Source organism: Streptococcus sp. FSL E2-3494 (assembly GCF_038007085.1).
GTDB classification, from domain to species: Bacteria; Bacillota; Bacilli; order Lactobacillales; family Streptococcaceae; genus Streptococcus; species Streptococcus thermophilus.
In genome coordinates, this window is record NZ_JBBOWN010000001.1 from 1082422 (window position 1) to 1106891 (window position 24470).

The 24470-nt window shown below is 35.3% G+C and carries 19 protein-coding genes and 8 pseudogenes; 24 read left to right on the plus strand and 3 right to left on the minus strand.

From position 1 onward, the window contains the following. Positions 1-229 precede the first annotated feature (229 nt). The 18 genes and pseudogenes from cpsA to NST05_RS05740 all read left to right on the plus strand — a co-directional run. Positions 230-1690 carry an LCP family glycopolymer transferase CpsA gene (gene cpsA / locus NST05_RS05660; RefSeq protein ID WP_014621641.1) on the plus strand — a complete coding sequence of 487 codons (1461 nt, stop codon included), beginning with the start codon at positions 230-232 and terminating at the stop codon, positions 1688-1690. After that, positions 1691-2422: a capsular polysaccharide biosynthesis protein Cps4B gene (gene cps4B / locus NST05_RS05665; protein ID WP_014621640.1), complete on the plus strand. Its 732-nt coding sequence runs from the start codon at positions 1691-1693 to the stop codon at positions 2420-2422. Positions 2423-2430: 8 nt separating this feature from the next. Beyond that, on the plus strand, positions 2431-3123 hold the full coding sequence (locus tag NST05_RS05670; protein ID WP_340742915.1) for a capsular polysaccharide biosynthesis protein: 693 nt from the start codon (positions 2431-2433) through the stop codon (positions 3121-3123). Between the two features lie 9 nt (positions 3124-3132). Further along, positions 3133-3873 carry a tyrosine-protein kinase gene (locus tag NST05_RS05675; protein WP_340742916.1) on the plus strand — a complete coding sequence of 247 codons (741 nt, stop codon included), beginning with the start codon at positions 3133-3135 and terminating at the stop codon, positions 3871-3873. Between the two features lie 56 nt (positions 3874-3929). Beyond that, positions 3930-5297 carry a sugar transferase gene (locus NST05_RS05680; protein WP_014608348.1) on the plus strand — a complete coding sequence of 456 codons (1368 nt, stop codon included), beginning with the start codon at positions 3930-3932 and terminating at the stop codon, positions 5295-5297. Positions 5298-5329: 32 nt separating this feature from the next. Next, positions 5330-6502 (plus strand): beta 1-4 rhamnosyltransferase Cps2T, encoded by a 1173-nt coding sequence (cps2T, locus tag NST05_RS05685; protein WP_260224000.1) that lies wholly within the window; start codon positions 5330-5332, stop codon positions 6500-6502. Positions 6503-6504: 2 nt separating this feature from the next. Next, positions 6505-7650 carry a glycosyltransferase family 4 protein gene (locus tag NST05_RS05690; protein WP_340742917.1) on the plus strand — a complete coding sequence of 382 codons (1146 nt, stop codon included), beginning with the start codon at positions 6505-6507 and terminating at the stop codon, positions 7648-7650. A 44-nt stretch (positions 7651-7694) separates the two neighbouring features. Further along, positions 7695-8334 (plus strand): annotated as a pseudogene (locus tag NST05_RS05695) (DUF1919 domain-containing protein). 24 nt (positions 8335-8358) lie between these two features. After that, positions 8359-8448, plus strand: a pseudogene (locus NST05_RS11070) (glycosyltransferase); the annotation flags it as partial. Beyond that, complete coding sequence (locus tag NST05_RS05700) at positions 8435-8587, plus strand: hypothetical protein (RefSeq protein ID WP_223899719.1); 153 nt, start codon at positions 8435-8437, stop codon at positions 8585-8587. The pseudogene NST05_RS11070 and the gene NST05_RS05700, both read left to right, overlap by 14 nt. A 545-nt stretch (positions 8588-9132) precedes the next feature. Continuing rightward, entirely contained in the window at positions 9133-10113 is a 981-nt protein-coding gene (locus tag NST05_RS05705) for a glycosyltransferase (protein WP_340742918.1), read from the plus strand. A gap of 180 nt (positions 10114-10293) precedes the next feature. Further along, positions 10294-10986 (plus strand): annotated as a pseudogene (locus NST05_RS05710) (stealth family protein); the annotation flags it as partial. 287 nt (positions 10987-11273) lie between these two features. Beyond that, positions 11274-12203, plus strand: a complete 930-nt coding sequence (locus tag NST05_RS05715; RefSeq protein ID WP_340742919.1) for a glycosyltransferase — start codon at positions 11274-11276, stop codon at positions 12201-12203. A gap of 101 nt (positions 12204-12304) precedes the next feature. Then, positions 12305-13684 carry a hypothetical protein gene (locus NST05_RS05720; protein WP_340742920.1) on the plus strand — a complete coding sequence of 460 codons (1380 nt, stop codon included), beginning with the start codon at positions 12305-12307 and terminating at the stop codon, positions 13682-13684. A gap of 135 nt (positions 13685-13819) precedes the next feature. Beyond that, positions 13820-14881: a glycosyltransferase family 4 protein gene (locus NST05_RS05725; RefSeq protein ID WP_340742921.1), complete on the plus strand. Its 1062-nt coding sequence runs from the start codon at positions 13820-13822 to the stop codon at positions 14879-14881. After that, complete coding sequence (locus NST05_RS05730; RefSeq protein WP_340742922.1) at positions 14878-16302, plus strand: flippase; 1425 nt, start codon at positions 14878-14880, stop codon at positions 16300-16302. Before NST05_RS05725 ends, NST05_RS05730 begins: the two co-directional genes overlap by 4 nt. Positions 16303-16545: 243 nt before the next feature. Further along, complete coding sequence (rfbA, locus tag NST05_RS05735; protein WP_064355914.1) at positions 16546-17415, plus strand: glucose-1-phosphate thymidylyltransferase RfbA; 870 nt, start codon at positions 16546-16548, stop codon at positions 17413-17415. Next, positions 17415-17549: pseudogene (locus tag NST05_RS05740) on the plus strand (dTDP-4-dehydrorhamnose 3,5-epimerase family protein); the annotation flags it as partial. The gene rfbA and the pseudogene NST05_RS05740, both read left to right, overlap by 1 nt. Positions 17550-17590: 41 nt before the next feature. Here NST05_RS05740 and NST05_RS05745 read toward each other — a convergent pair. From NST05_RS05745 to NST05_RS05755, 3 genes and pseudogenes are all read right to left on the minus strand, one after another. After that, positions 17591-18840, minus strand: a pseudogene (locus NST05_RS05745) (ISL3 family transposase). Between the two features lie 162 nt (positions 18841-19002). After that, positions 19003-19578, minus strand: coding sequence for a VanZ family protein (locus NST05_RS05750; RefSeq protein WP_084830648.1), 576 nt, complete (start codon positions 19576-19578; stop codon positions 19003-19005). Between the two features lie 235 nt (positions 19579-19813). Further along, positions 19814-19954 (minus strand): annotated as a pseudogene (locus tag NST05_RS05755) (IS6 family transposase); the annotation flags it as partial. Between the two features lie 72 nt (positions 19955-20026). Between NST05_RS05755 and NST05_RS05760 the strand changes: the two are divergent. The 6 genes and pseudogenes from NST05_RS05760 to NST05_RS05785 all read left to right on the plus strand — a co-directional run bounded on the left by NST05_RS05760 (position 20027) and on the right by NST05_RS05785 (position 24469). Beyond that, positions 20027-20206, plus strand: a complete 180-nt coding sequence (locus NST05_RS05760; RefSeq protein ID WP_111679604.1) for a hypothetical protein — start codon at positions 20027-20029, stop codon at positions 20204-20206. Beyond that, positions 20203-20556: an HAD hydrolase family protein gene (locus NST05_RS05765; protein ID WP_101415616.1), complete on the plus strand. Its 354-nt coding sequence runs from the start codon at positions 20203-20205 to the stop codon at positions 20554-20556. The genes NST05_RS05760 and NST05_RS05765 overlap by 4 nt, the downstream gene beginning before the upstream one ends. A 79-nt stretch (positions 20557-20635) precedes the next feature. After that, positions 20636-21208: pseudogene (locus tag NST05_RS05770) on the plus strand (histidine phosphatase family protein); the annotation flags it as partial. 78 nt (positions 21209-21286) lie between these two features. Beyond that, entirely contained in the window at positions 21287-22423 is a 1137-nt protein-coding gene (locus tag NST05_RS05775) for an AI-2E family transporter (RefSeq protein WP_014621613.1), read from the plus strand. A 122-nt stretch (positions 22424-22545) separates the two neighbouring features. Continuing rightward, positions 22546-23873: pseudogene (locus NST05_RS05780) on the plus strand (glycoside hydrolase family 1 protein). A 317-nt stretch (positions 23874-24190) separates the two neighbouring features. Next, entirely contained in the window at positions 24191-24469 is a 279-nt protein-coding gene (locus tag NST05_RS05785; protein WP_011681159.1) for a phasin family protein, read from the plus strand. Position 24470 lies beyond the last annotated feature (1 nt).

Consider the following 24470-nt stretch of genomic DNA (forward strand, 5'->3'; position numbering starts at 1 on the left):
GAAGACTTTTAATAAATAGGTAAATATCTGACAATTTAAAGTTTAACTACTAAAAATGTGAAAGATAGTTCACAATATAATGGAAAACGATATAAATTAAATGATTGATATCATAATGAAAACGTTTTTTTGTTTTTTTTTTTGAAAAAAATGACAATTGAAATGAAATTGTATTAATGTTACAATAATAATGGGGAATACTTAATTTTAATTTTTAGGAGCAATTTATATGAGTTCGCGTACGAATCGTAAGCAAAAACGTACGGGTAATAGATCATGGGGGATGGTCAACGTTGGATTGACCATTCTGTATGCTATTTTAGCATTGGTCTTATTATTCACCATGTTCAATTATAATTTCCTATCCTTTAGGTTTTTGAACATCATTATCACTATTGGTTTGTTGGTAGTTCTTGCTATTAGCATCTTCCTTCAGAAGACTAAGAAATCACCACTAGTGACAACGGTTGTATTGGTTATCTTCTCGCTAGTTTCTCTGGTTGGTATTTTTGGTTTTAAACAAATGATTGACATCACTAACCGTATGAATCAGACGGCAGCTTTTTCTGAAGTAGAAATGAGCATCGTGGTTCCTAAGGAAAGTGACATCAAAGATGTGAGCCAGCTTACTAGCGTACAGGCACCTACTAAGGTTGATAAGAACAATATCGAGACCTTGATGTCGGCTCTCAAAAAAGATAAAAAAGTTGATGTTAAAGTTGATGATGTTGCCTCATATCAAGAAGCTTATGATAATCTTAAGTCTGGCAAATCTAAAGCTATGGTCTTGAGTGGGTCTTATGCTAGCCTACTAGAGTCTGTCGATAGTAATTATGATTCAAATCTAAAAACAATCTATACTTATAAAATTAAAAAGAAGAATAACAATTCTGCAAAACAAGTAGATTCAAAAGTCTTCAATATTTATATTAGTGGTATTGATACCTACGGTTCAATTTCAACAGTGTCACGTTCAGATGTCAATATCATTATGACCGTTAACATGAACACACATAAGATTCTCTTGACGACTACTCCACGTGATGCATACGTTAAGATTCCTGGTGGTGGGGCAAACCAGTATGATAAATTAACCCACGCAGGTATTTATGGCGTTGAAACATCTGAACAAACTCTGGAAAATCTTTATGGTATTAAGATTGATTACTATGCCCGAATTAACTTCACATCTTTCCTTAAGTTGATTGACCAACTTGGTGGTGTGACAGTCCATAATGATCAAGCTTTCACAAGTCTTCATGGGAAGTTTGATTTCCCAGTTGGAGATATCCAAATGAATTCAGAGCAAGCACTTGGATTTGTTCGTGAACGCTATAGTTTAGATGGCGGAGATAATGACCGTGGTAAAAACCAGGAGAAAGTCATTTCTGCGATTGTAAACAAGTTGGCTTCTCTAAAGTCTGTATCAAACTTTACTTCAATCGTTAATAATCTCCAAGACTCTGTTCAGACAAATATTTCTTTGGATACCATTAATGCTTTGGCTAATACACAACTTGATTCAGGCTCTAAATTTACAGTAACGTCTCAAGCAGTAACTGGTACAGGTTCAACCGGACAATTGACCTCTTATGCGATGCCAAATTCTAGTCTTTACATGATGAAACTAGATAATTCGAGTGTGGCAAGTGCCTCTCAAGCTATCAAAAATCTGATGGAGGAAAAATAAGTGATTGACGTTCACTCACATATTGTTTTTGATGTTGATGATGGTCCTAAAACTTTAGAAGAAAGTTTAGACCTCATTGGTGAAAGTTACGCCCAGGGGGTACGTAAGATTGTTTCAACATCCCATCGTCGTAAGGGGATGTTTGAGACTCCAGAGGATAAAATTTTTGCCAACTTTTCTAAGGTAAAAGCAGAAGCAGAAGCACTTTATCCAGACTTAACTATTTATTATGGAGGTGAACTTTATTACACCTTAGACATTGTGGAGAAACTTGAAAAGAATCTCATTCCGCGCATGCACAACACTCAATTTGCTTTGATTGAGTTTAGTGCTCGCACATCTTGGAAAGAAATTCATAGTGGGCTTAGTAATGTTTTGAGAGCGGGGGTAACGCCTATTGTTGCTCATATTGAGCGCTATGATGCCCTCGAAGAAAATGCTGATCGTGTTAGAGAAATCATCAATATGGGCTGCTATACTCAAGTCAATAGCTCACATGTCCTCAAACCAAAGCTCTTTGGAGATAAAGATAAAGTAAGAAAGAAACGTGTTCGCTTTTTCTTGGAGAAAAATTTGGTTCATATGGTTGCTAGCGACATGCATAATCTTGGGCCGAGACCACCATTTATGAAAGATGCTTATGAAATTGTTAAAAAGAACTACGGCCCCAAACGTGCTAAGAATCTTTTTATTGAAAATCCCAAAACATTACTAGAGAATCAATATTTATAGGAGATATTATGAATCAAGATAACACTAAAAGTGTTGAAATCGACGTACTTGCACTATTGCAAAAACTTTGGACTAAAAAAGTATTTATTCTATTTACAGCCTTTTATGTTGCTGCTTTCAGTTTCTTAGTTACTTATTTCTTTATCCAACCAACATATACATCAACAACGCGTATCTATGTTGTTAATCAGGCAACAGATAATAATAATCTTTCTGCTCAAGATTTGCAAGCTGGTACCTATTTGGCAAATGACTATAAAGAGATTATTACATCAAATGATGTATTATCAGAAGTTATTAAAGATGAAAAATTGAATTTGAGTGAGGCAGAACTGTCTAAAATGGTTTCAGTTAATATTCCTACTGATACTCGTCTTATTTCAATTTCTGTTAATGCTAAAACTGGTCAAGATGCGCAAACACTTGCTAATAAGGTTCGTGAAGTTGCTTCAAAAAAAATCAAGAAGGTGACAAAAGTTGAAGATGTCACAACGCTCGAAGAAGCTAAATTGCCAGAGTCACCATCTTCACCAAATATCAAACTTAATGTGCTTCTTGGGGCAGTGCTTGGAGGATTCCTTGCAGTGGTTGGTGTATTGGTACGTGAAATCCTAGATGATCGTATTCGCCGTCCAGAAGATGTGGAAGATGCCCTTGGAATGGCACTTCTTGGAATTGTCCCTGATACAGATAAAATTTAAGGAGAAGAAATGCCTCTATTAAAGTTAGTAAAATCTAAAGTAAACTTTGCCAAACAAACAGAAGAGTATTACAATGCCATTCGCACAAATATTCAATTTTCTGGTGCTCAGATTAAAGTGATTGCGATTAGCTCTGTTGAAGCTGGTGAAGGAAAATCAACGACATCTCTTAACTTGGCGATTTCATTTGCTAGTGTTGGGCTCCGAACACTTCTGATTGATGCTGATACTCGTAATTATGTTTTTTCAGGTACATTTAAATCAAATGAGCCTTATAAAGGCCTTTCAAATTTCCTTTCTGGAAATGCTGATCTAAATGAAACGATTTGTCAAACTGATATTTCTGGTTTGGATGTTATTGCATCTGGTCCTGTTCCACCTAATCCAACAAGTCTTTTGCAAAATGACAATTTTAGACATTTGATGGAAGTTGCTCGTAGTCGTTATGATTATGTCATCATCGATACACCACCAGTTGGTTTGGTCATTGATGCTGGTATTATTGCCCATCAGGCTGATGCCAGTCTTTTGGTTACAGCAGCTGGAAAAATTAAACGTCGTTTCGTAACTAAGGCAGTCGAACAATTGGAACAAAGTGGTTCTCAGTTCTTAGGTGTCGTCCTTAATAAAGTTGACATGACAGTTGATAAGTATGGATCATATGGTTCTTACGGATCATATGGTGAGTATGGAAAAAAATCTGACCAAAAAGAAGGTCATTCAAGAGCACATCGTCGTAGAAAAGGATAGCATTAATGGGGATGATGCGGCTCCTTATACCTTAACAGATTAAAAAGGGGTTTAGAGTGAAAGAAAAACAAGAAATTCGTCGCATTGAAATTGGTATTATACAGTTGGTTGTGGTTGTTTTCGCAGCCATGGTAGCTAGTAAAATACCATATACAGAGATTACCCAAGGAAGTATTGTCCTTTTAGGTGTCGTACATGTAGTGTCTTACTATATCAGTAGTTATTATGAAAATCTTAAGTATAGAGGCTACTTGGATGAACTCATTGCAACTGTCAAATATTGTTTCATATTTGCTCTAATTGCAACATTTCTCTCGTTTTTTGCAGATGGAAGTTTTTCAATCTCACGTCGCGGACTTCTTTACGTCACCATGATTTCAGGTGTTCTCTTATACGTTACAAATACTGTTCTTAAGTATTTCCGCTCATCTATTTATACACGTCGTAAAAGTAACAAGAATATTCTCTTGATTTCTGATCAGGCACGTCTTGATAATGTTTTATCTCGTATGAAGGACAATATGGATGGTAGGATTTCAGCAGTTTGTGTCTTGGATAATCCTTATTTCACTGATCCATTTATCAAGAGTGTTAAACCTGAAAATTTGATTGAATATGCGACACACTCAGTAGTAGACCAAGTTTTGATTAATCTGCCAAGTGAGCAGTACAAGATTTGGGATTATGCGTCACCATTTGAACTTATGGGGATCCCAGTATCCATTAATTTGAATGCCCTTGAATTTATGAGTCAGGGTGAAAAACATATCCAACAATTGGGTCCTTTCAAAGTTGTTACGTTTTCTACGCATTTTTATAGCTATGGAGATATCTTGGCGAAACGCTTCCTCGATATCTGTGGAGCTCTAGTTGGTTTGGTGCTCTGTGGTATTGTAGGAATCTTCCTTTATCCTCTTATTCGTAAAGATGGGGGACCAGCTATTTTTGCTCAATACCGTGTGGGTGAAAATGGTCGTATCTTTAAGTTTTATAAATTCCGTTCTATGCGTGTTGATGCGGAAGAAATCAAGAAGAATTTGATGGCACAGAATCAAATGTCTGGTGGTATGTTTAAGATGGACAATGATCCACGTATTACCAAAATTGGACATTTCATTCGTAAAACAAGTCTTGATGAACTTCCACAATTTTGGAATGTTCTAAAAGGTGATATGAGCTTGGTAGGAACACGTCCACCAACATTGGATGAGTACGAATCTTATACACCGGAACAAAAACGTCGCCTCAGCTTTAAACCAGGTATTACTGGTCTTTGGCAAGTAAGCGGTCGAAGTGAAATTACTGATTTTGATGAAGTTGTAAAACTAGATGTTGCTTATATGGACGGATGGACAATCTGGCGCGATATCAAAATCTTATTGAAAACAATTAAAGTAGTAGTAATGAAGGATGGAGCAAAGTGATGGCTTTCTCCATTTCTTTTAATGGTGATTAAATGACAAAAACAGTTTATATCGTTGGTTCTAAGGGAATTCCAGCAAAATATGGTGGATTTGAGACCTTTGTTGAGAAGTTGACAGAGTTCCAACAAGACAAAGATATCCAATATTATGTAGCTTGTATGCGTGAAAATTCTGCTAAATCAGGAATTACAGCAGATACTTTCGAATATAACGGTGCTAAATGCTACAACATTGACGTTCCAAATATCGGGCCTGCACGTGCCATCGCTTATGACATTGCAGCTCTTAATAAAGCCATTGAAATTGCTAAGGAAAATAATGACCAAGCACCGATCTTTTATGTTTTGGCCTGCCGAATTGGTCCATTTATCTCAGGTATTAAAAAGAAAATCAAGGCTATCGGTGGTACCCTTATGGTTAACCCGGATGGACATGAATGGCTTCGTGCAAAGTGGAGTCTTCCGGTTCGTAAGTATTGGAAAATTTCAGAACAACTCATGGTTAAACATGCAGATCTCTTGATTTGTGATAGTAAAAACATTGAATCTTATATTCAAAATGATTATGCGAAATATCGACCTCAAACAACCTATATCGCCTATGGAACTGATACAACTAAATCTCGATTGACTAAGGTTGATGATAAGGTACGCACATGGTATTTTGAAAAGGGGGTCATTGAAAACAATTATTACCTTGTTGTAGGACGCTTCGTGCCTGAAAATAACTATGAGGCTATGATTCGTGGCTTTATGGCGTCTAACTCTGACAAGGACTTTGTTCTCGTTACCAATGTTGAAGAAAACAAGTTCTACGACAAGTTGCGTCAGGAAACTGGTTTTGACAAGGATCCTCGTGTGAAGTTTGTCGGAACTGTTTATGACCAAGAATTGCTCAAGTACATTCGTGAGAATGCCTTTGCTTATTTCCATGGTCATGAGGTTGGTGGAACCAATCCATCACTTCTTGAGGCACTTGAGTCTACTAAGCTCAATCTCTTGTTGGATGTTGGCTTTAACCGTGAAGTCGGTGAAGATGGTGCTCTCTATTGGAAAAAAGACCAATTGGCAAGTGTCATTAATCAAGCTGAACAATTGGATGAAGAAGCTATCTCAGGCCTCAATCAAAAATCAAGTAAACGTATCGAAGAAGCCTTTACTTGGGAAAAAATTGTTACAGACTACGAGAAAGTATTTAAAGGATAGAAATGCAGAAAATTTTATATCTTCACGCTGGTGCCGAAATGTATGGTGCTGATAAGGTTTTGTTGGAGCTTATTAAAGGATTGGATAAAGAAGCCTTTGAGGCTCATGTCATCTTGCCCAACGATGGCGTCTTAGTGGGTGCATTGGAAAAGGTTGGTGCTAAGGTAAAAGTTATCGATTATCCAATCTTGCGCCGGAAGTATTTTAATCCTAAGGGAATTCTTGAGTATTTTGGCTCTTATAATCGTTATTCAAAGCAAATTGCTAAATATGCTAAGGAAAATGGCATTACTCTTATTCACAATAATACGACTGCGGTACTTGAGGGAATTTATTTCAAACGTAAGTTGAAACTTCCTTTGATTTGGCATGTTCACGAGATTATCGTCAAACCAAAAGCAATCTCTGATTTCATCAACTTTTTGATGGGGTATTATGCTGATACGATTGTGACAGTTTCAAATGCTGTGGCCAACCACGTCAAGCAGTCTCGCTTTGTAAAAAATGACCAAGTTCAGGTCATCTATAATGGTGTTGACAATGCCGTCTATCATGAAATGGATGCCAGCGCAGTTCGTGACCAGTTTGGTATCGCACAGGATGCCTTGGTTATCGGAATGGTTGGTCGAGTGAATGCTTGGAAAGGTCAAGGCGATTTCTTGGAAGCAGTGACTCCAATCTTAAAGGCTAATCCAAAAGCAATAGCCTTTCTGGCAGGGAGTGCTTTTGAAGGTGAAGAGTGGCGTGTTGATGAGTTGGAAAAGGCAATATCAGACTCACCAGTAGCTGGACAAATTAAGCGCATCGATTATTATAGCAAGACGACAGAGCTCTATAATATGTTTGATATCTTTGTCTTGCCAAGTACCAATCCAGATCCTCTACCAACTGTAGTTCTCGAATCAATGGCTTGTGGCAAACCTGTAGTCGGCTACCGTCATGGTGGTGTCTGTGAAATGGTTAAAGAAGGCGAAAACGGCCTTCTTGCCACACCAAATCAGCCTGCAGAATTGTCTAAGGCCATCCAAGAATTAGCTGATAACACTGAGAAGAGAGAGCAATTTGGCAAGGCCTCTGTCAAACGCCAAAAAGAACTCTTCTCATTACAAAGTTATATTCGTAATTTCTCAGAACTATATAAAAAATAAAAAGAAGTACTAAGAAGTACTAAGAAGTACTAAGAAGTACTAGTATGAACAGCGAAACACTAAAAAATAAATTAAAACCAATCGTTTATCCAATTATTAATTTTATTCCTAGACGAAGACTTAAGAATAAAAATTTTACTATCATTTGTGATAATTGTTGGGCTGGAAAAGTCTATCAGGAATTGGGCTTACCTTATCAAACGCCATTTGTAGGGATGTTTGTTTTCTCTCCTGATTACATCAAGATGCTCAAGAATTTAAAACACTATTTGAGTGGAAATATCCCCTTGAAATTTGTTAAAAAATCGAAATACATTAAAGACTTTGATAATGCTTATCCACTTGCACTTCTTGACAATATTGAACTTCATTTTTTTGCATTATGCAGATGAAGAAGAAGCTACTCAAAAATGGAATCGTCGTTTAGAAAGAATACATTGGGATAATTTGTATTTCAAGTTTAATGATAATGATGCCTGCACTTATGAGCTGATGAAAGAGTTTGAAGAACTTCCATACAAGAGTAAGGTTATTTTCTCTTCGAAGAATTACAGTGACCTACCTTCATTGGTCCACTTTAAATCAGCTGAGAAGCAAGGACATGTTGGAATTGATTTAAAAACTTACCACCGCTATTTTAATGCTGTTACCTGGTTGAATAAGGGTGGTGAAGATTTAACATAAAATAAAAATTTAGGTGAAGAATCCATGAAACCACTTTTAACTGTTGTCATTCCAGTGTATAATGTCGAAAAGTATTTAAAACGTTGTGTAGAAAGCGTTCTTGTCCAAGAGTGGCATAATTGTAAACGATATTCCTTCTGTTCGAGATTATGTTGATGAATCTAGTGTTCTTTTCTATAAATCAGAGGACTTTAATCAACTTGCTTCCATTATAGATGAATTTGATGTTAATGATTTAGAAACTATTCAATGAGCAGATAAAGCTAAAATTTTGTATTTTAATAAGTATACTTCTAAAAAACTTATGGATAGGTTGATAGAAATTTAGTAGGTGAGAAATGACTAATGTAATTGATTTTGTTGTTACATGGGTAGATGTTAATAATGAAATTTATTCGAATAATTCGACTAAAATCAATTACAACTTACATGTTTTCTTGACATTGATATTTGTCACTTTTCGTTTAGAAGATTTGCTGAGATAGAGACGAAACATTATTATTGGTCTGAAAAGACTATTCATGAAATTGTTGAAATTGAAGATGAAAAGCTAGTTTTCGAACATCTATTATATGCTCATTTTCAAAAAAGGACGATTGAGTTTCCAGAGTTTAAGGGATTTGATTCCTTTTATGTTGTTCCTAATAAACTAATCATTGTCGATTCTTTGTCATCTAATGAAATTAGGGATTATGCTAGAAATGAATTTAAATGTGTATATTAAAATAGGAATCTTCTCAGTAAATAAAAAAAGAAATATAGCAATGATTTTATTTGCAATAAGTTAAGGATGAAGAAATGAAAAAAGATGTATTATTAACAGTAGTTATACCTGTCTATAATGTCGAAAAGTATTTAAAACGTTGTGTAGAAAGCGTTCTTGTCCAAGAGTGGCATAATTATGATATTTTACTTGTAGATGACGGAAGTACTGATAGTTCTCCTCAAATCTGTGATGATTATGCTAAAGTTTATGACTTTATCTCAGTGATTCATAAAAAAAATGGAGGGCTCTCTGCAGCTCGTAACACAGGTATTTCTAATGCTGAGGGAGAATATGTTTATTTCCTAGATTCAGATGATTGGATTGAACCGAATACCTTTAGTGATTTAGCTGAGGTTATTGAATCAGATCAATATGATATTATTTCCTTCAATCAAGAATTTGTAAAGAGTGAACATGATATTATAAAATCCGATTCAAAACGGACTAAACGATTAACTGGAAAAGAAGCTCTTATAGATATGTTTTCTTATGGCTTTGTTACTGGTTTTGCCACTGATAAGATATATCGAAAAGCATTGTTCACTAAGAATACTATCCAGTTTCCAGTTGGCAAGTATTATGAGGACCTTGGTACCAATTACAAACTCTTTCTTGCTGCTAAGAAGGTCTACGCGACAAATCAAAAGTACTACCATTATCTAATTGATAATCCAGATTCAATTACCAAATCATGGAATGAGCAAAAATTTGAAAACATGATTAGCTTCTATAAAGAATTATATTATTCGGATGATGTTCGCTCAAAACTTGATTCTAGTGAATTGGCAATTGCTAAGATATTTTTTGTCAATGGTATGACTCATATTTTGGCATGTTTATATAAATCTAAATTAGATAAAAAATATATAGACATTACTAATGAAGTAAAACAAGAATTAGTTAAGAATAGTGTTTCTCTTTCTCAAATGAAAGACCAACCAAATAAGTTAAAATATATACTGTTTAGACTTAAATTGTTAAAACTAGCCTTCAGTATACAAAATGTTTTTTGATGTTATTTTAAAAAATCATTCTGAGATTCTTAGGCAAATGGGGGTTGGACTATTTTATTTAATAAAGAAAAGTAACATATTTTTTTGGTCTTTCTTCTTTTTGGTGTATGGAATGATGTACTTTTAACTAAAAATTTTATATAGCTAGACTTGGTAAACAATTATTTTATAGGTAATTTAATATGGAAAAAAATTGATTTCGTTGTACTTTGGGTTGATGGAAACGATTCAGAATTTATTAGAGAAAAAAATAAATACACACCTCACAATAGGAAAATCGATAATGATGAAGATAATGTGCACCGTTATCGTGACTATGGCACATTCAATTATTGGTTTCGAATGGTAGAGAGGCATGCACCGTGGGTAAATAATATTTATCTTATTACTAACGGTCAAAGACCGAAATGGTTAAATGTAAATCATCCTAAACTTAAATGGGTTAGACATGAAGAATTTATTCCAAAGGAATATCTTCCAACATTCAATGCTTCTGCAATTGAGATGAATATACATCGGATAGATGGTTTATCTGAAAATTTCGTTCTGTTTAATGATGATATGTACCTAATCTAAGATGTTAAATATAGTGATTTTTTTGTCAATGAAAAACCCAAGTTGTTAGCTGTTTATGAAGCCTTAGTTCCATGGTCTAGTTTTTCAAAAATTTATTTTAATGATGTACTTGTTCTTTATAGGCATTTTCCAAATAAAAAAGCCTTGAGACAGTCACCATTTAAGTTTTTTAATATTTAATATGGCCAATTGATGCTAAAAAATAGGCTCCATAATTTCCATGGTGGGTTTACCCACTACAGAAATTATAGAGCCAAAATTGGAAGACATATTTGGTTTTTCGAAGGAAATTTTTTATTCACAAGCGGTACAAAGTGTTTTCAATTCATCTGAGTTAAAAATATTGAATTGTTTTTATACAGATAATCTTATCTATGTTCTTACAATTTTATATAAAACGAATTTATCAGAAGAGTGTAAGCAACTAACTATGGATGTTAATTCAGAACTAAGGAAGAATGGAGTATCGTTATTAAGGTTCAAAAAACGTATAAATTTCAAGAAATATGTGCTGTACAAGCTGGGCTTGTTGAAGTTAGTTTTTGACTTACGATTAAGAATGGAGAGATACCGATAGAAATATTATGAGAAAAACACTACTACTACTGGAGCAAATTGATTCCTTTGAGCAATTTTTTGCGAAAAGTGTGTCGCTTCCTCAAGTCGAGGTTTCAACACCTTATAAGAAAGTTCATTCACAGATGGCGCACAAAATACGGGCTATATCAAAACGTCTACCGTTTGCTTCTTTACATCAATTTTGGATTGCAGAGTGGCAAAAACGAATAGATGATTTTGACACTATAGTTGTTTTTGATAATGCAGTATCGCAGAAACTATTAGAATTTATTAAGTCTCGGATAACGAAGCGAACAAAATTAAAAATTTGGCTTTGGAATGTTCCCAATGAGAGAATTGAATATTTGAAAGAAAATTTTGATGTTTATTGTTTTGATCAGAATTATTCAAAGGAGTATGGGCTAACCTTTTTGGAACAGTTTTACATTTTGGATAGTGTTAATCTTGATGAAAAAACAGATGTCTTGCGAGATTTTTATTTTGTTGGAGCTGATAAAGGTCGTATACAGCAACTGGATCAATTAGCTGGAATGATAGAGGAATCAGAGTTGACCTATCAGTTTGATGTTTTTAGTGACGATAAACAGTCCAATCGTAGTGGAATAAATTATCTTGATAGTAAAATTACCTACCCTGAAATTATCAAGAAAATTCAAGAATCAAAAGTGATTGTAGAAATTAATAAAGACGGGCAAGTAGGTCTGACTTTACGAGCTTTAGAATCGTTATTTTTCCAAAAAAAATTGATTACCAATAATGTTCACATAAAAAATTATGATTTTTACCATCCAAATAATATTATGATTTGGGAACACGGAAATTTAAAAGAGTTAGAAAAATTAACGAATTTTCTGGGTGAACCATATCATCAATTACCGACAACAGTAACAGATAGATATTCATTTAGAGCATGGATAAAAAGAATAAATGGTTAAATGGTATTTTGCCATTAAATAGTTATTGTAGAGAATTGCAAAGGAAAGAACAATTAAATTATTTATGAACATAAAAATAATTTAATGAATGCAGGTGAAAAATGTATAAAATAAAATTTTATAAATCAGACATAATTATTATAGTATCTTTTTTATTAATGATATTAACTTATTTTTATCCGCTGGCTCAAATTGGCTGGTTTATGTTTGGGTGTTTTTTAATTGCTTTAGTTTTTAGCTGGAAAGCTCCGAAAGAGTTAATATACCTACAACTATTTTTTGTATTACAGTTTCAACATTATGTTAGTAGTCAAATTTTACCAAATACTGTTTCATATTTTACTGATGTAGTGACATTAATTATTTTTCTACATCTTGTCAGAGAAGTTCCTAAAAACAGGTTTAATAAACTTGAAAAAGTGATTATTTTCTCATCTATATTATTCATTTTCCTGGGTTTCATGTCTAATTATTATTATAATTTTGATATTTTGAAATACGCTTGGGCAGTAAGGAATAATATCAGAATATTTATTTTTTTTGTGGCCAGCTCATACTTCATAGATTTTAGTATGGTAAACAAAGCGAATAGACTTTTAAGAATTGCATTCACTTTTAATACTATAATGGTACTGATACAGTTTTTTACATTACCATTCGCAGCTGATTTAATAGGAGGTATTTTTGGACATTCAGTAGGCGTTGCTAATACTTATATTCATATCCTTCTCCTATATTTCTTATGTTATTCGCTTGTAAACTATTTGAATAGGCAAATTTCAGTTATTACACTACTTTATTATTTGATACCGATATTTTTAATTTCGGCTGTAGCCGAATTAAAAATTTTATATGTCGAAGCTGTGATATTATTCATTATTATTAACTTATTTTCAAAAAAGTCCATTCAATCAGTACTTAAGTTCTTACTGACAGGAATAATGTTGTTGGTTGGAACTATAGTCACGCTTCCTATATTGGTTCAAATCTCACCATTTTTTAAAGATTTTTTTAATATTGAGAATATATTAAAAATTGCTGGAGGGTCATATACCGGTCAAGATGATATTAGTAGATTGAAGGCTATTAGCTATGTTCAAACTCGATTTTTTCATAATGATGTAATCAAAAATTGGATAGGAATAGGGCTTGGGAATGCAGAGCTATCACAATTAAGTTTTTTACAGAGTCCCTTTTTTTTACAATATGAGCGTACGAGATATAATTGGTTTACTCTACCATTTGTTATGGTAGAAACAGGGTTAATAGGAGTAGTCATTTTTATTTATCCTTATATTTACGCCTTAATAGAATTAATTTTGAAAGTAAAAAAAGAGCCAAGTACGATTATTGCAATCGCGTTACTATCTACAGTTCCTTTACTATACATATATAATTTGACGTTGAGAACAGAGATTGGTTATCTATTTGTGTATCTCATAGCTAGTCATTTACCTAAATCTAGTAAAGTGAGTAACTAAAAGTTTATGATGCACATAGTCCAACGCTTGGATGGATTCGATATTATTTTTAATATCTAGCAAAACTTTTATAAGTATTTAAAGAGAGATTTGATTCTTGTAAAAGAGATATACATTATTGTTAGGAGAGTAACGATGAAATTAACCTTTTGTCTCCCAGAGATAAGCCAAGTACCAATGGGAGGGTATAAAATTATTTTTGAGTATGCAAACAGATTGACAGCTAGAGGGCATGAAGTATCTTTGGTTTTTTTGACTCATACAGTATGGAATCGAATCACAAAAAACAAGCTTATAAAGTCGATTGTAGGACAGATAAAAGGGAGAAATGGGCCGTCATGGTTTGATTTAGACCCTAGAATTCAAAAAATAATGACACCGTATTTAGATGGACGAGATTTTCCCAAAGCGGATTTTGTTTTTGCAACAGCTGTTTCTACAGCTGAAATTGTGAAATGTCTCCCAGCAGGCTGCGGGAAGAAATGCTACTTTATTCAGGATTTTGAAACATTTATTGCTTCAGAAGAAAAAGTTGTTGAAAGTTATGATTATGGATTTATCAATTTTACGGTATCAACCTGGCTAAATAATCTTGTGAAATCTTATACTCATAAAGATACCATTTGTTTGCCGAATCCTATTGATACAGAAGTTTTTAAAGTAGTTACTCCAATCGAAAATCGAAATCCGATGACATTAGGAATGTTGTATCACGAGGGAGAACATAAAGGAGTTTCATATGCACTGAAGGCTATTGAACGGGTCAAAGAAAAATATCCAGAAATAACAGTAAATATTTTTGGTGTGCCTGAACGACCAAGATTTTTACCAGATTATTTTAATTACTTTCAAAAGGTGACACAAGAAGAATTATTACAGTTATATAATGATACAGCTATTTTTGTATGTGCTACAATTGATGAAGGATTCGGACTCACAGGAGCGGAAAGCATGGCATGTGGATGCGCTCTTGCTTCGACTGCATATAGCGGAGTTTTTGAATACGCTGTGGACGGGGTAAATGCCTTGTTGTCTCCTGTTAGAGATAGTAGCCAACTTGCTAACAATATTATCAAGTTAATTGAGGATAATGAGCATCGTCAATTATTGGCAAAAAGAGCTAGTGATATGCTTATAGAGCGTTCATGGAAAGCAACTATTAATAAGCTTGAAGAGGAATTGTCCAAAAGAATATGAAAACAGTAAAAAACTATGTTTATAGTTCATTATATCAATTATTTTTAATCATTGTTCCATTTGCAACAATTCCTTATGTATCACGTGTGTTGGGTGCTGAGTTGATAGGTGTCAATTCGTTTACGAACACAATCATGACATATTTTGTACTATTCGCAAACATAGGAACAACTGTTTACGGAAATCGAACAATTGCTTATTACCGAGAATCAATAACGAAGCGAAGTCAAAAGTTTTGGGAAATCCTTATTCTAAAATTGGTTGTTTCATTAGTTATCTACCTCATGTTCTTAGTTTTTATTTGGTTATACCCTAACTATAGAACCGTTTTTATGATACAATCAGTCCAAATTTTGGCTACAGCAGTTGATGTCTCATGGCTGTTTGATGGATTGGAAGATTTCAAACGTACAGTTGTTCGTAATTTTATCGTGAAATTGGCATCTGTAATGATGATTTTCTTGTTTGTAAAAACTCCTCAGGATTTTAATACATATGTTTTAATCATGGTGGGGTCGTCTTTAGTGGGGAATCTAACTCTTTGGACATATTTAAGACGCTATATTACAAGTATTAAGTTTACTAATTTGAATATAGCAGAGCATTTTGCACCAGTGTTCGCTTTATTTGTTCCACAGATTGCCTCTACTATTTTTGTTTCCTTAAATAAAGTTTTGCTAGGAACTCTATCAACGATGTCACAGGCAGGTTATTTTGAAAATGCTGATAAGGTAATAAGAGTTTTACTGGCGTTAGTTTCGTCTATTGGTGTAGTTATTTTTCCAAAGGTTGCTAATGCCTATAAGAATCGAGACACTAAGAAAGTGATAGAACTGACAAAGTTAACTTTTAATGCTGTTAATATCATTACAATTCCTATGGTAATTGGGATGATATCAATTAGTGATATTTTTTCGGATATCTTTTTTGGACCGGAGTTTTTGGGAATTGATATTGTATTGTCAATTTTAATTCTAGAACTATTATTTATGGGATATTCTTCAGTGTTGGGAAGTCAATATTTGATTGCTACAGGACAGGCAAAATATTTAAGTGTTGCTGTGATTGGCGGTCTTTTTACTAATAGTGTATCGTCTATTATTCTGATTCCTCATCATGGTGCTGTTGGGGCAGCAATTGCGTCAGTGGTTGGAGAGGCTACTATAGCGTTCATCGAGCTTATTTTTATCAGAAAGCAAATCAATATATTAGAGTTATGTAAGGACGTCCCTAAATATAGTATAGCAAGCCTATTAATGTTTTTAGGAATCTATATGACAAAGTTACTCACAGTCCCTCCCTATATAAATTTGTTTATGAGAATTATAGTAGGCGGGGTTATCTATGGCGTAAGTTTATTGTTGCTGAAGCCACAATTGGTGAAAATTTCTATTGAGAAAATAAAGTTTGCTAAGAAATAAATGGAAAGCAGTGCGACGATAAGAAACGATTGTTTAGATTAATTTTACAAGTTATGTTTAAATAAAACATCATAATCTCAAAACTATGGGAATAGCAACCTTAGGAATTATATCAGAATTTGCCCTTATGATGGCTTAGGGAAAATATATTGACAGGGAGCTTAGCTCCCTTTTTCAAATGACACTAATGTTTAAACATGGTAAAATAGACTTAATAAATTTTTGATTAAAAGGTGTCATAACATGAAAGGTATTATTCTTGCAGGTGGGTCTGGAACTCGCCTTTATCCACTGACTCGTGCGGCGTCAAAACAGTTGATGCCAATCTATGATAAGCCAATGATTTACTATCCGCTTTCAACTTTGATGTTGGCTGGGATTAAAGAAATCTTGATTATTTCAACTCCTCAGGATCTTCCTCGTTTCAAGGATATGCTGGGAGACGGCTCAGAGCTTGGTATCACCTTGTCATACGCAGAACAACCAAGCCCAGACGGCTTGGCACAAGCCTTTATCATCGGTGAAGCCTTTATCGGTGATGACAACGTAGCCTTGATTTTGGGCGACAACATCTATCATGGAAATGGTTTGACCAAGATGTTGCAACGAGCTGCTAGCAAAGAAAAAGGTGCAACTGTCTTTGGTTACCAAGTTAAAGACCCAGAACGCTTTGGTGTTGTCGAGTTTGACGCAGACATGAACGCTATCTCTATCGAAGAGAAACCAGAAGAGCCAAAATCAAACTTTGCGGTTACTGGTTTGTACTTCTATGACAATGATGTTGTGGAGATTGCTAAAAACATCAAACCGTCACCTCGTGGAGAGTTGGAAATCACCGATGTCAACAAGGCTTACTTAGACCGTGGCGACTTGTCTGTGGAACTGATGGGACGCGGATTTTCTTGGTTGGATACAGGTACGCATGAGAGCCTCTTGGAAGCTGCTCAATACATCGAAACGGTTCAACGTTTGCAAAACGTTCAAGTGGCAAACTTGGAAGAAATTGCCTACCGCATGGGCTACATCACAAAAGAACAAGTGTACGAATTGGCACAGCCACTCAAGAAAAATGAATACGGACAATACTTGCTCCGTTTGATTGGAGAAGCTTAATGACAGAAAACTTTTTCGGAAAAACACTCGCAGCCCGTCCAGTTGAAGGTGTTCCAGGAATGTTAGAATTTGACATTCCAGTTCATGGCGACAACCGTGGCTGGTTCAAGGAGAACTTCCAAAAGGAAAAAATGTGGCTCCTTGTCAACTGTAGTGGGTGACGAAAAGCTAACATCTAGAGAGGACCGGATAGGTTTTCTCTTTTTGTATGTTCAGAGTGATGAAGACACGCTTCCTAAAGTTGATGAAGTTTCTAAAACCAAAGCCCAACCGTTTGATGTCTTTAATCAACTTGTTAGTCGCTTCGAGTTTTGCGTTTGAATAGTCTGTTTCTAGCACATTCTTGATGGATTTCTTGTGTCTAAGAAAAGTCCTAAAGACCGTTTGAAAGTAGTGGTTGACCTTGCTTATGTTCTCCTCTATTAACTCAAAGAACTAATCTACTCTCTTCTCCTGAAAGTGAAAAAGTAAAAGCTGATAAAGTTTGTAGGCATTAGCGATCTCTTCTGAAAATACCAATGTCTTCTCAATGATTTCATGTGGTACTAAAGTTTGTCTGAAGGTCTTTGAATAGAAGGAGTTGAGAGATAGCTTACGACTGTCCTTTTGAAAAAGTCGCCAGTGATTTTTTAAATCTCAATAAGGTAGTGAATTCTTATTAAACTGGTTCATAATGGAAATTCTTGTCTTTAAAAAGGCACGTCCAAGGTGCTGGATAATGTGAAATCGATCAGGAACGATTTTGGTGTTAGGAAAGAGTTTGCGAGCCAGTGGAATATAAGCTCCAGACATATCCATCGTGATAAACTGTACCTGTTGTCGGACTTTCAATGGATACTTCAAAAAGTAGTTTCGTATAGTGGTTTGGCGGCGATTATCAAGGATGATTATGAGTTCGTTTGTCTTATAATTCTGCGCCACAAAAGCCAATTCCCCTTTCTTGAACCCAAACTCATCCCAGGACATAACGGCAGGGAGTTTGTCATAATGTTCCTTGAAAGTAAACTGATCAAGCTTACGATAGACAGTGGACGTCGACACGCGAAGTCTTCTTGCAATATCAGTTAGTGACACCTTCTCAGTTAGGAGTTGTGTAACTTTTTGTCGGACTAGTTTGGAGATTTAGCAGTTTTTCTCAACGATAGATGTCTCAGCTACCGTGACACTTCTACAACTTTTACACTGGAAACGACGTTTTTTCAGACGTAGTAGAGTTGGCGTTCCCGCTTGCTCGAGAAGAGGGATTTTAGAAGGCTTTTGAAAGTCGTACTTGATCATCTTTCCTTGGCAGTGAGGACATGATGGTGCAGGGTAATCAAGTTTTGCTTGAATCTCGATATGAGTGTCAGTTTCAAAAATAAGTGAAATCTTGATATTTTGGTCTTTAATTCCGATTAATTCTGTGGTATTCTTAATAGGTCTCATAAGTTCTTCCTAATGATGGTTTGGTTGCTTTTCATTATAGTTCTTATGGGATTTTTTGTCTGCATTCAAAAAGCTCTATAATCTCTATGGTGGTTTTACCCACTACAGAAATTATAGAGCCAATATATCTCCTATCTATTTTTATGCTACTTTTGGGTTAGCTCAACTCAACCGCCTTTTAATCTCCCAACAACAATAATACCCAATCAAACAACCCAAAAAATTCAAGATAATATCACTAATGGCAAATGTGCCCAAATAAAAGATAAATTGAATGGTTTCAATTCCTAAAAGTGTGACCAAACTGATAATGACAAACTGTTTGAAATTAGTATTGATACAGTAAAGGCCACCTAAAGGAATGAAGTAGATAATATTTAGCACTGCCTCTTGAATCGTTCTGGTATCCGCTTTTATAAAGTCAAAAGGATTCAGTGATATCGCCCGAAAATCCGTTGTTTTAGTAAAAAGCACCATGAATAACAGTAATAAATACACACTGAAAGCAAGATAGAGATAAATAACTGAAAAATGTTTGAGGTGATACTGGATGCCAAACAACCAGATAATCAGCGTTAATAAGAGTATTAAAGTTAATGCGGTATAGTCAAAGTGGTTAATCAACCTAGTCAGGCTTTGATAGCGAGTGAGAACGGGCATAATCAGCCAAGTAATCGTCGCATAACTCAGGATAAATGTGACCAATAAACTGCTGAGGTAGATCATATATTTTCGCAACTGTTTTTAACTCCTTTTTCTTGATGAGATTAACCCTATTTTAACATATTTTAAAACTTTCATGTTTTTATGAATTTAAAATAAAGTTCAATAAATTTTTTGAAAATTTTGGAAAAAGGCGTATAATAAAATCATGAACGTATGACTCAGGCAAGATATCAAGGAGGATATCAGATGACATGGTTCTGTTGCGAAGTTTGAAAATCAAACGTGCCCTCTCTAAACTTCAAATATCTTAGGCTGGTATTCCCATTAATACCTTGATTTCAGTAGCCACCGAAAAGTCAAAGAGCGTTCCATTTCTTCGGTTCTTTTTATATCTTCCTCGAAGGGTCTCCATGCCCTTAATCGTGGAAGAGGCTGTACGGAGACTTTTGACCGCCTGCATTTTGTAGCCGAAAATGGTGGTCAGGTGGTTAGCTATGGCAAGCTTCTGTGTCAGGAGTTTATGGCATCAAATGATGTTGAAAAATTACTAAGATATTTTAATTATGATTTGTTAGATAAACCGACTATATTTAATGGTGCTAAATCTGCTTATATGCTATCAGGAACGAAACTACATTTTGGTAAAGAGATGATAATAGAAGAAGAGCAAGCCGCTATGGAAGCATCCATTAACGTTTGAATGGGCTGGAGGATTTAGATGATGATTTCATCAAAATTACCATGTTGCTGTGTCCTGAAGAGGCTAATCAGGTTTCGCAAGCCTTTAATCGTGATTTTGATGGTAATCTTGTCGCTGTTCCAAGCGGTTTTGGTGCTATTGACTTCATTCAAAAAGGCATGCACAAGGCTTGGGGGCTTAAGCAGCTTCTTAACCATTGGGACTTGAATGAGGCAAATGTTATGGCTTTTAGTGATAGTGACAATGATATTGAGCTCCTGCGTATGGCTAGTCATTCTTATGCGATGGAAAATGCCAGCCCTGCTCTTTTGCAAGTGGCAGACCAAATAGCACCGCACCATAAGGATTAAGGTGTCTTGACTATTTTAGAAGATTATTTAGGTTTATATTAAAAAAGGGTGGTAAAGTAATGAAATTATATTAATGTGACATGGTGAGACATTATTTAATACACTCAATCGGATTCAAGGTTGGTGTGATTCCCCTTTGACTGAAAAAGGTCAGGACCAAGCTCGGCAGGTGCGTGCTTATTTTGAAAAACATGATATGACTTTTGATCAGTATTACTGCACGACTACTGAAAGGGCTTCTGATACCATTGAACTGGCCACTGGACAGACTGATTATCAACGTGTTAAGGGGCTTAAAGAAATGTACTTCGGTATTTTTGAGGGTCAACCGGAGTATCTTCATCTCAAGACATCTGTTGCGGGGCATTTTGGGGACCACTATGCCCAGTTTGGTGGGGAAAGTCAAGATCAGTTTGTAGAACGAGTGGTTGCGAGTGCTAAGGAAATCGTTGAAAGGCATCCTGAACAATCTATTTTGGCTGTTAGTCACGCAGGAGCTTTGATGACTTTTCTCCATGCTGTAGATCCGGAGCGTGCCTTTCAGTCTTGTCCAGGCAATTGCGCCATCTTAGTCTTTGATTACGATGGATCGAACTTTCACTTTGTCAAACTGATTGATCCTTTAACGGATCAAGAATTCATGGAGTTTTAGTGTCTTTCTATGATCAAAGATAGTAATAAATCCTTTCTTAGTGTATAATGGAAGGGTATTTTAAATTTTGGAGTGCCTATGAAGTTTACGAAGAATCAGTTCATTTGGTTGGTTGTGCTGTTTTTCAGCTGTTTCTTGATATATACCTATTGGGAAACAGTTGTTTCGATTTGTAACAAGATATTTGTTGCTAGTCAGCCCTTCTTATTTGGAGCGGGAATTGCCTTTGTGGTCAATATCCTAATGTCTTTTTATGAAAAAATACTGATCAAGTTTATACCATTTGGTTTTATCACTAAAATTAAACGTCCCGTTTCCCTGCTCTTGGCTTTTGCAACTATCGGATTGATCTTTACTTGGGTAGTATTCACTGTCCTTCCTGATTTGATTGACAGTATCAACACCTTGATTAGTCAAGATCGCTCAGCTATTAATAATTTGATTAATTGGTTGCTAAAGAATAAATCTTTGCAGAAGATCATCCAAGACCTGGGTGGTGTGACACAGGTTAGAGAGCTAATCAATAGCTACAGTGCACAGTTGCTTCAACAAATTATGAATGGCTTGACGAATTTCTTGACTTCTTTGACTAGCCTACCGTCAACTTTGATTAATCTCTTTATCAGTATTGTCTTTTCTTGCTATGTCTTGGCTGGGAAGGAGAAACTTGGTAGTCAGGTTAATCGCTTAGTCGATGTTTATTTGGGTCGTTATGGTAAGACTTTTCACTATGTGATTGCAATTCTCAATAATCGTTTCCGTAATTTTTTTGTCTATCAGTCGATTGAAGCCTGCATTTTGGGAACCTTATGTTATATTGGGATGTGTATCTTTAATTTTCCTTACGCTGCGACCATTTCTATTCTGATTGGCTTTTCAGCAATGATACCAGTTTTGGGTGCCTATATTGGTGTTACCATTGGTACCATTTTGATTATGACTCATTCCGCGACCTTGGCACTTTTATTTGTCGTCTACGTGGTTATTTTGCAACAGTTTGAAGGGAATCTCATCTATCCTTATGTAGTTGGTGGTTCTACCGGACTTCCAGTCATTTGGGTTATCTTGGCCATTACCATAGGGTCTGCCTTAGGGGGAATCCTGGGTATGCTGGTTTCCGTTCCAATAGCCGCAACCCTTTATCAGATTGTTAAGGATAATGTGGTTACACGAGAAAAAGCCAAAGCAGTTGCTTCTTTAGAAAATAGTGATTAATTCAAACAGACTTCGGTCTGTTTTTTCGTGTTATAGTATCGGATTTCAATAATATAGTATAAGTGTAATCGATTTCTAAGTGTCATACTATGAGTAACTTGAACAATGAAAGTTGACAAAAGATGACTTATACATTTCTGAAATAATTTCTCTGGGGTGGAGCAACAGCTGCCAACCAGTTCGAAGGTGCTTATAACTTAGATGGCAAAGGCTTGTCTGTGCAAGATGTGACTCCCAAAGGTGGTGTCCCTTTTGAAGCCTTTGACTACTGAAGAAGCAACACCAGATAATCTAAAGCTTGAAGGTATAGATTTCTATCACCGCTATAAAGAGGATATTGCGCTATTTGCAGAGCTGGGCTTCAAAGTCTTTCGCATGTCGATTGCTTGGTCTCGTATTTTCCTGAACGGTGATGATGCTGAGCCAAATGAAGCAGGGTAGTCTTCTACAATAAGGTTTTTAACGAATTGGCTAAGTATAATATCGAACCTCTGGTCACCTTGTCTCACTATGAAATGCCCCTAAACTTGGCACGTGAGTACAACGGATGGACTAATCGTAAAATAATTGGATTTTATGAGAATTATGTTCGTACAGTCTTTAAACGCTATAAAGATAAGGTCAAATATTGGTTGACCTTTAATGAAGTGAACTCTGTTCTACATGCACCGTTTATGTTAGGTGGTATTGCAACTCCTATGGAAGGGCTATCTAAACAAGAACTCTACCAAGCTGTTCACCACGAGTTGGTCGGTTCATCTTCAATAACTAAGATTGGCCATGAAATTAAGCCTGAGTTTAAAATCGGTTGTATGGTTCTTGCCATGCCTGCGTACGGGATGACAGCTACTCCATTGGATCAGTTGGCAGTTCCTGAGTTTGAAAATCAAAACTATCTCTTCTCTGATATTCATGCACGTGGAAAATATCCGAACTATATTAAATATTACTTCAAAGATAATGGTATTGAAATACAATTTTCCCCTGGCGACGATGAAATCTTAAAGAATACCGTTAATTTTATTTCATTCTCTTATGCTATGTCTGAAGCAATAGCACACAACCCAGAAGACTATAAGGTTGGTAAAGGCAACATCTTAGGTGGTGTCGAAAATCCATACCTTGAGAAATCTGAATGGGGCTGGGCTATTGATCCAATTGGACTTCGTTTGGTTTTAGATGACTTTTATGATCGTTATCAATTGCCATTGTTTATTGTCGAAAATGGTCCTGATGGTCCGACAGTTGAGGATGATTATCGTATGATTACCTTCAAAAACACTTGATTCAAGTTGGTGAAGCTCTTCAAGATGGAGTAGAACTTTTGGGCTACACGACTTGGGGACCAATTGATTTGGTTTCAGCCTCGACTGCAGAACTTAGTAAACGTTAAGGTTTCATCTACGTTGATCGAAATGATGATGGTAGTGGTAGCTTGGCACGTTATTAGAAAAATTCATTTGCTTGGTATAAGTCTGTTATCTAAAGTAATGGTGCCGCCCTTTGTAAATAGAAAATTGTGATGAATCCCGCACATGCTTGCAACTCATCTTTAGTATTTTGATACAATATTTATTAATAAAGATTTCAACTATTTGAATAAAGTTAAAGTATTATGATACTATAACTTTTAAGAGGATTAATTCACTATAACTTACACATTTTTTGAAAAAGTGGTAGAATAAAAGTGTGAAAAGGTTCTTATATTTTCTGAAGAAGTAGCTAGACTATTTCTTTGCTTTTCCTATTCAGATGGAGGTAATGTTCATGAATAATTTGAAAAAAGTTCTTTTAGCTGGTATTGGTTTGACTGCTATGACAGTAGATAAGGCTGATAGTTTTGTCCAAGAATTGGTTGAAAAGGGCCGTTTGACTGTCGAAGAAGGTAAGGAATTAGAACAAGAGCTAAAACGTCAAAGTAAAGAAGAGTCTCAAGAATTTTTAGCTAAACTTGACGCCAAGAAAACTTCAGTTGAGTATGCGACTAAAGATGATGTGAGACGTCTTGAAGAAAAACTTGATGCTTTGCTCAGTCAGAATAAATAAA

Coding starts and splice junctions, on each gene's coding strand:
- cpsA (WP_014621641.1), top strand. CDS start 230: ATGAGTTCGCGTACGAATCGTAAGCAAAAACGTACGGGTAATAGATCA.
- NST05_RS05670 (WP_340742915.1), top strand. CDS start 2,431: ATGAATCAAGATAACACTAAAAGTGTTGAAATCGACGTACTTGCACTA.
- NST05_RS05675 (WP_340742916.1), top strand. CDS start 3,133: ATGCCTCTATTAAAGTTAGTAAAATCTAAAGTAAACTTTGCCAAACAA.
- cps2T (WP_260224000.1), top strand. CDS start 5,330: ATGACAAAAACAGTTTATATCGTTGGTTCTAAGGGAATTCCAGCAAAA.
- NST05_RS05690 (WP_340742917.1), top strand. CDS start 6,505: ATGCAGAAAATTTTATATCTTCACGCTGGTGCCGAAATGTATGGTGCT.
- NST05_RS05705 (WP_340742918.1), top strand. CDS start 9,133: ATGAAAAAAGATGTATTATTAACAGTAGTTATACCTGTCTATAATGTC.
- NST05_RS05715 (WP_340742919.1), top strand. CDS start 11,274: ATGAGAAAAACACTACTACTACTGGAGCAAATTGATTCCTTTGAGCAA.
- NST05_RS05720 (WP_340742920.1), top strand. CDS start 12,305: ATGTATAAAATAAAATTTTATAAATCAGACATAATTATTATAGTATCT.
- NST05_RS05725 (WP_340742921.1), top strand. CDS start 13,820: ATGAAATTAACCTTTTGTCTCCCAGAGATAAGCCAAGTACCAATGGGA.
- NST05_RS05730 (WP_340742922.1), top strand. CDS start 14,878: ATGAAAACAGTAAAAAACTATGTTTATAGTTCATTATATCAATTATTT.
- rfbA (WP_064355914.1), top strand. CDS start 16,546: ATGAAAGGTATTATTCTTGCAGGTGGGTCTGGAACTCGCCTTTATCCA.
- NST05_RS05760 (WP_111679604.1), top strand. CDS start 20,027: ATGGCATCAAATGATGTTGAAAAATTACTAAGATATTTTAATTATGAT.
- NST05_RS05775 (WP_014621613.1), top strand. CDS start 21,287: ATGAAGTTTACGAAGAATCAGTTCATTTGGTTGGTTGTGCTGTTTTTC.
- NST05_RS05785 (WP_011681159.1), top strand. CDS start 24,191: ATGAATAATTTGAAAAAAGTTCTTTTAGCTGGTATTGGTTTGACTGCT.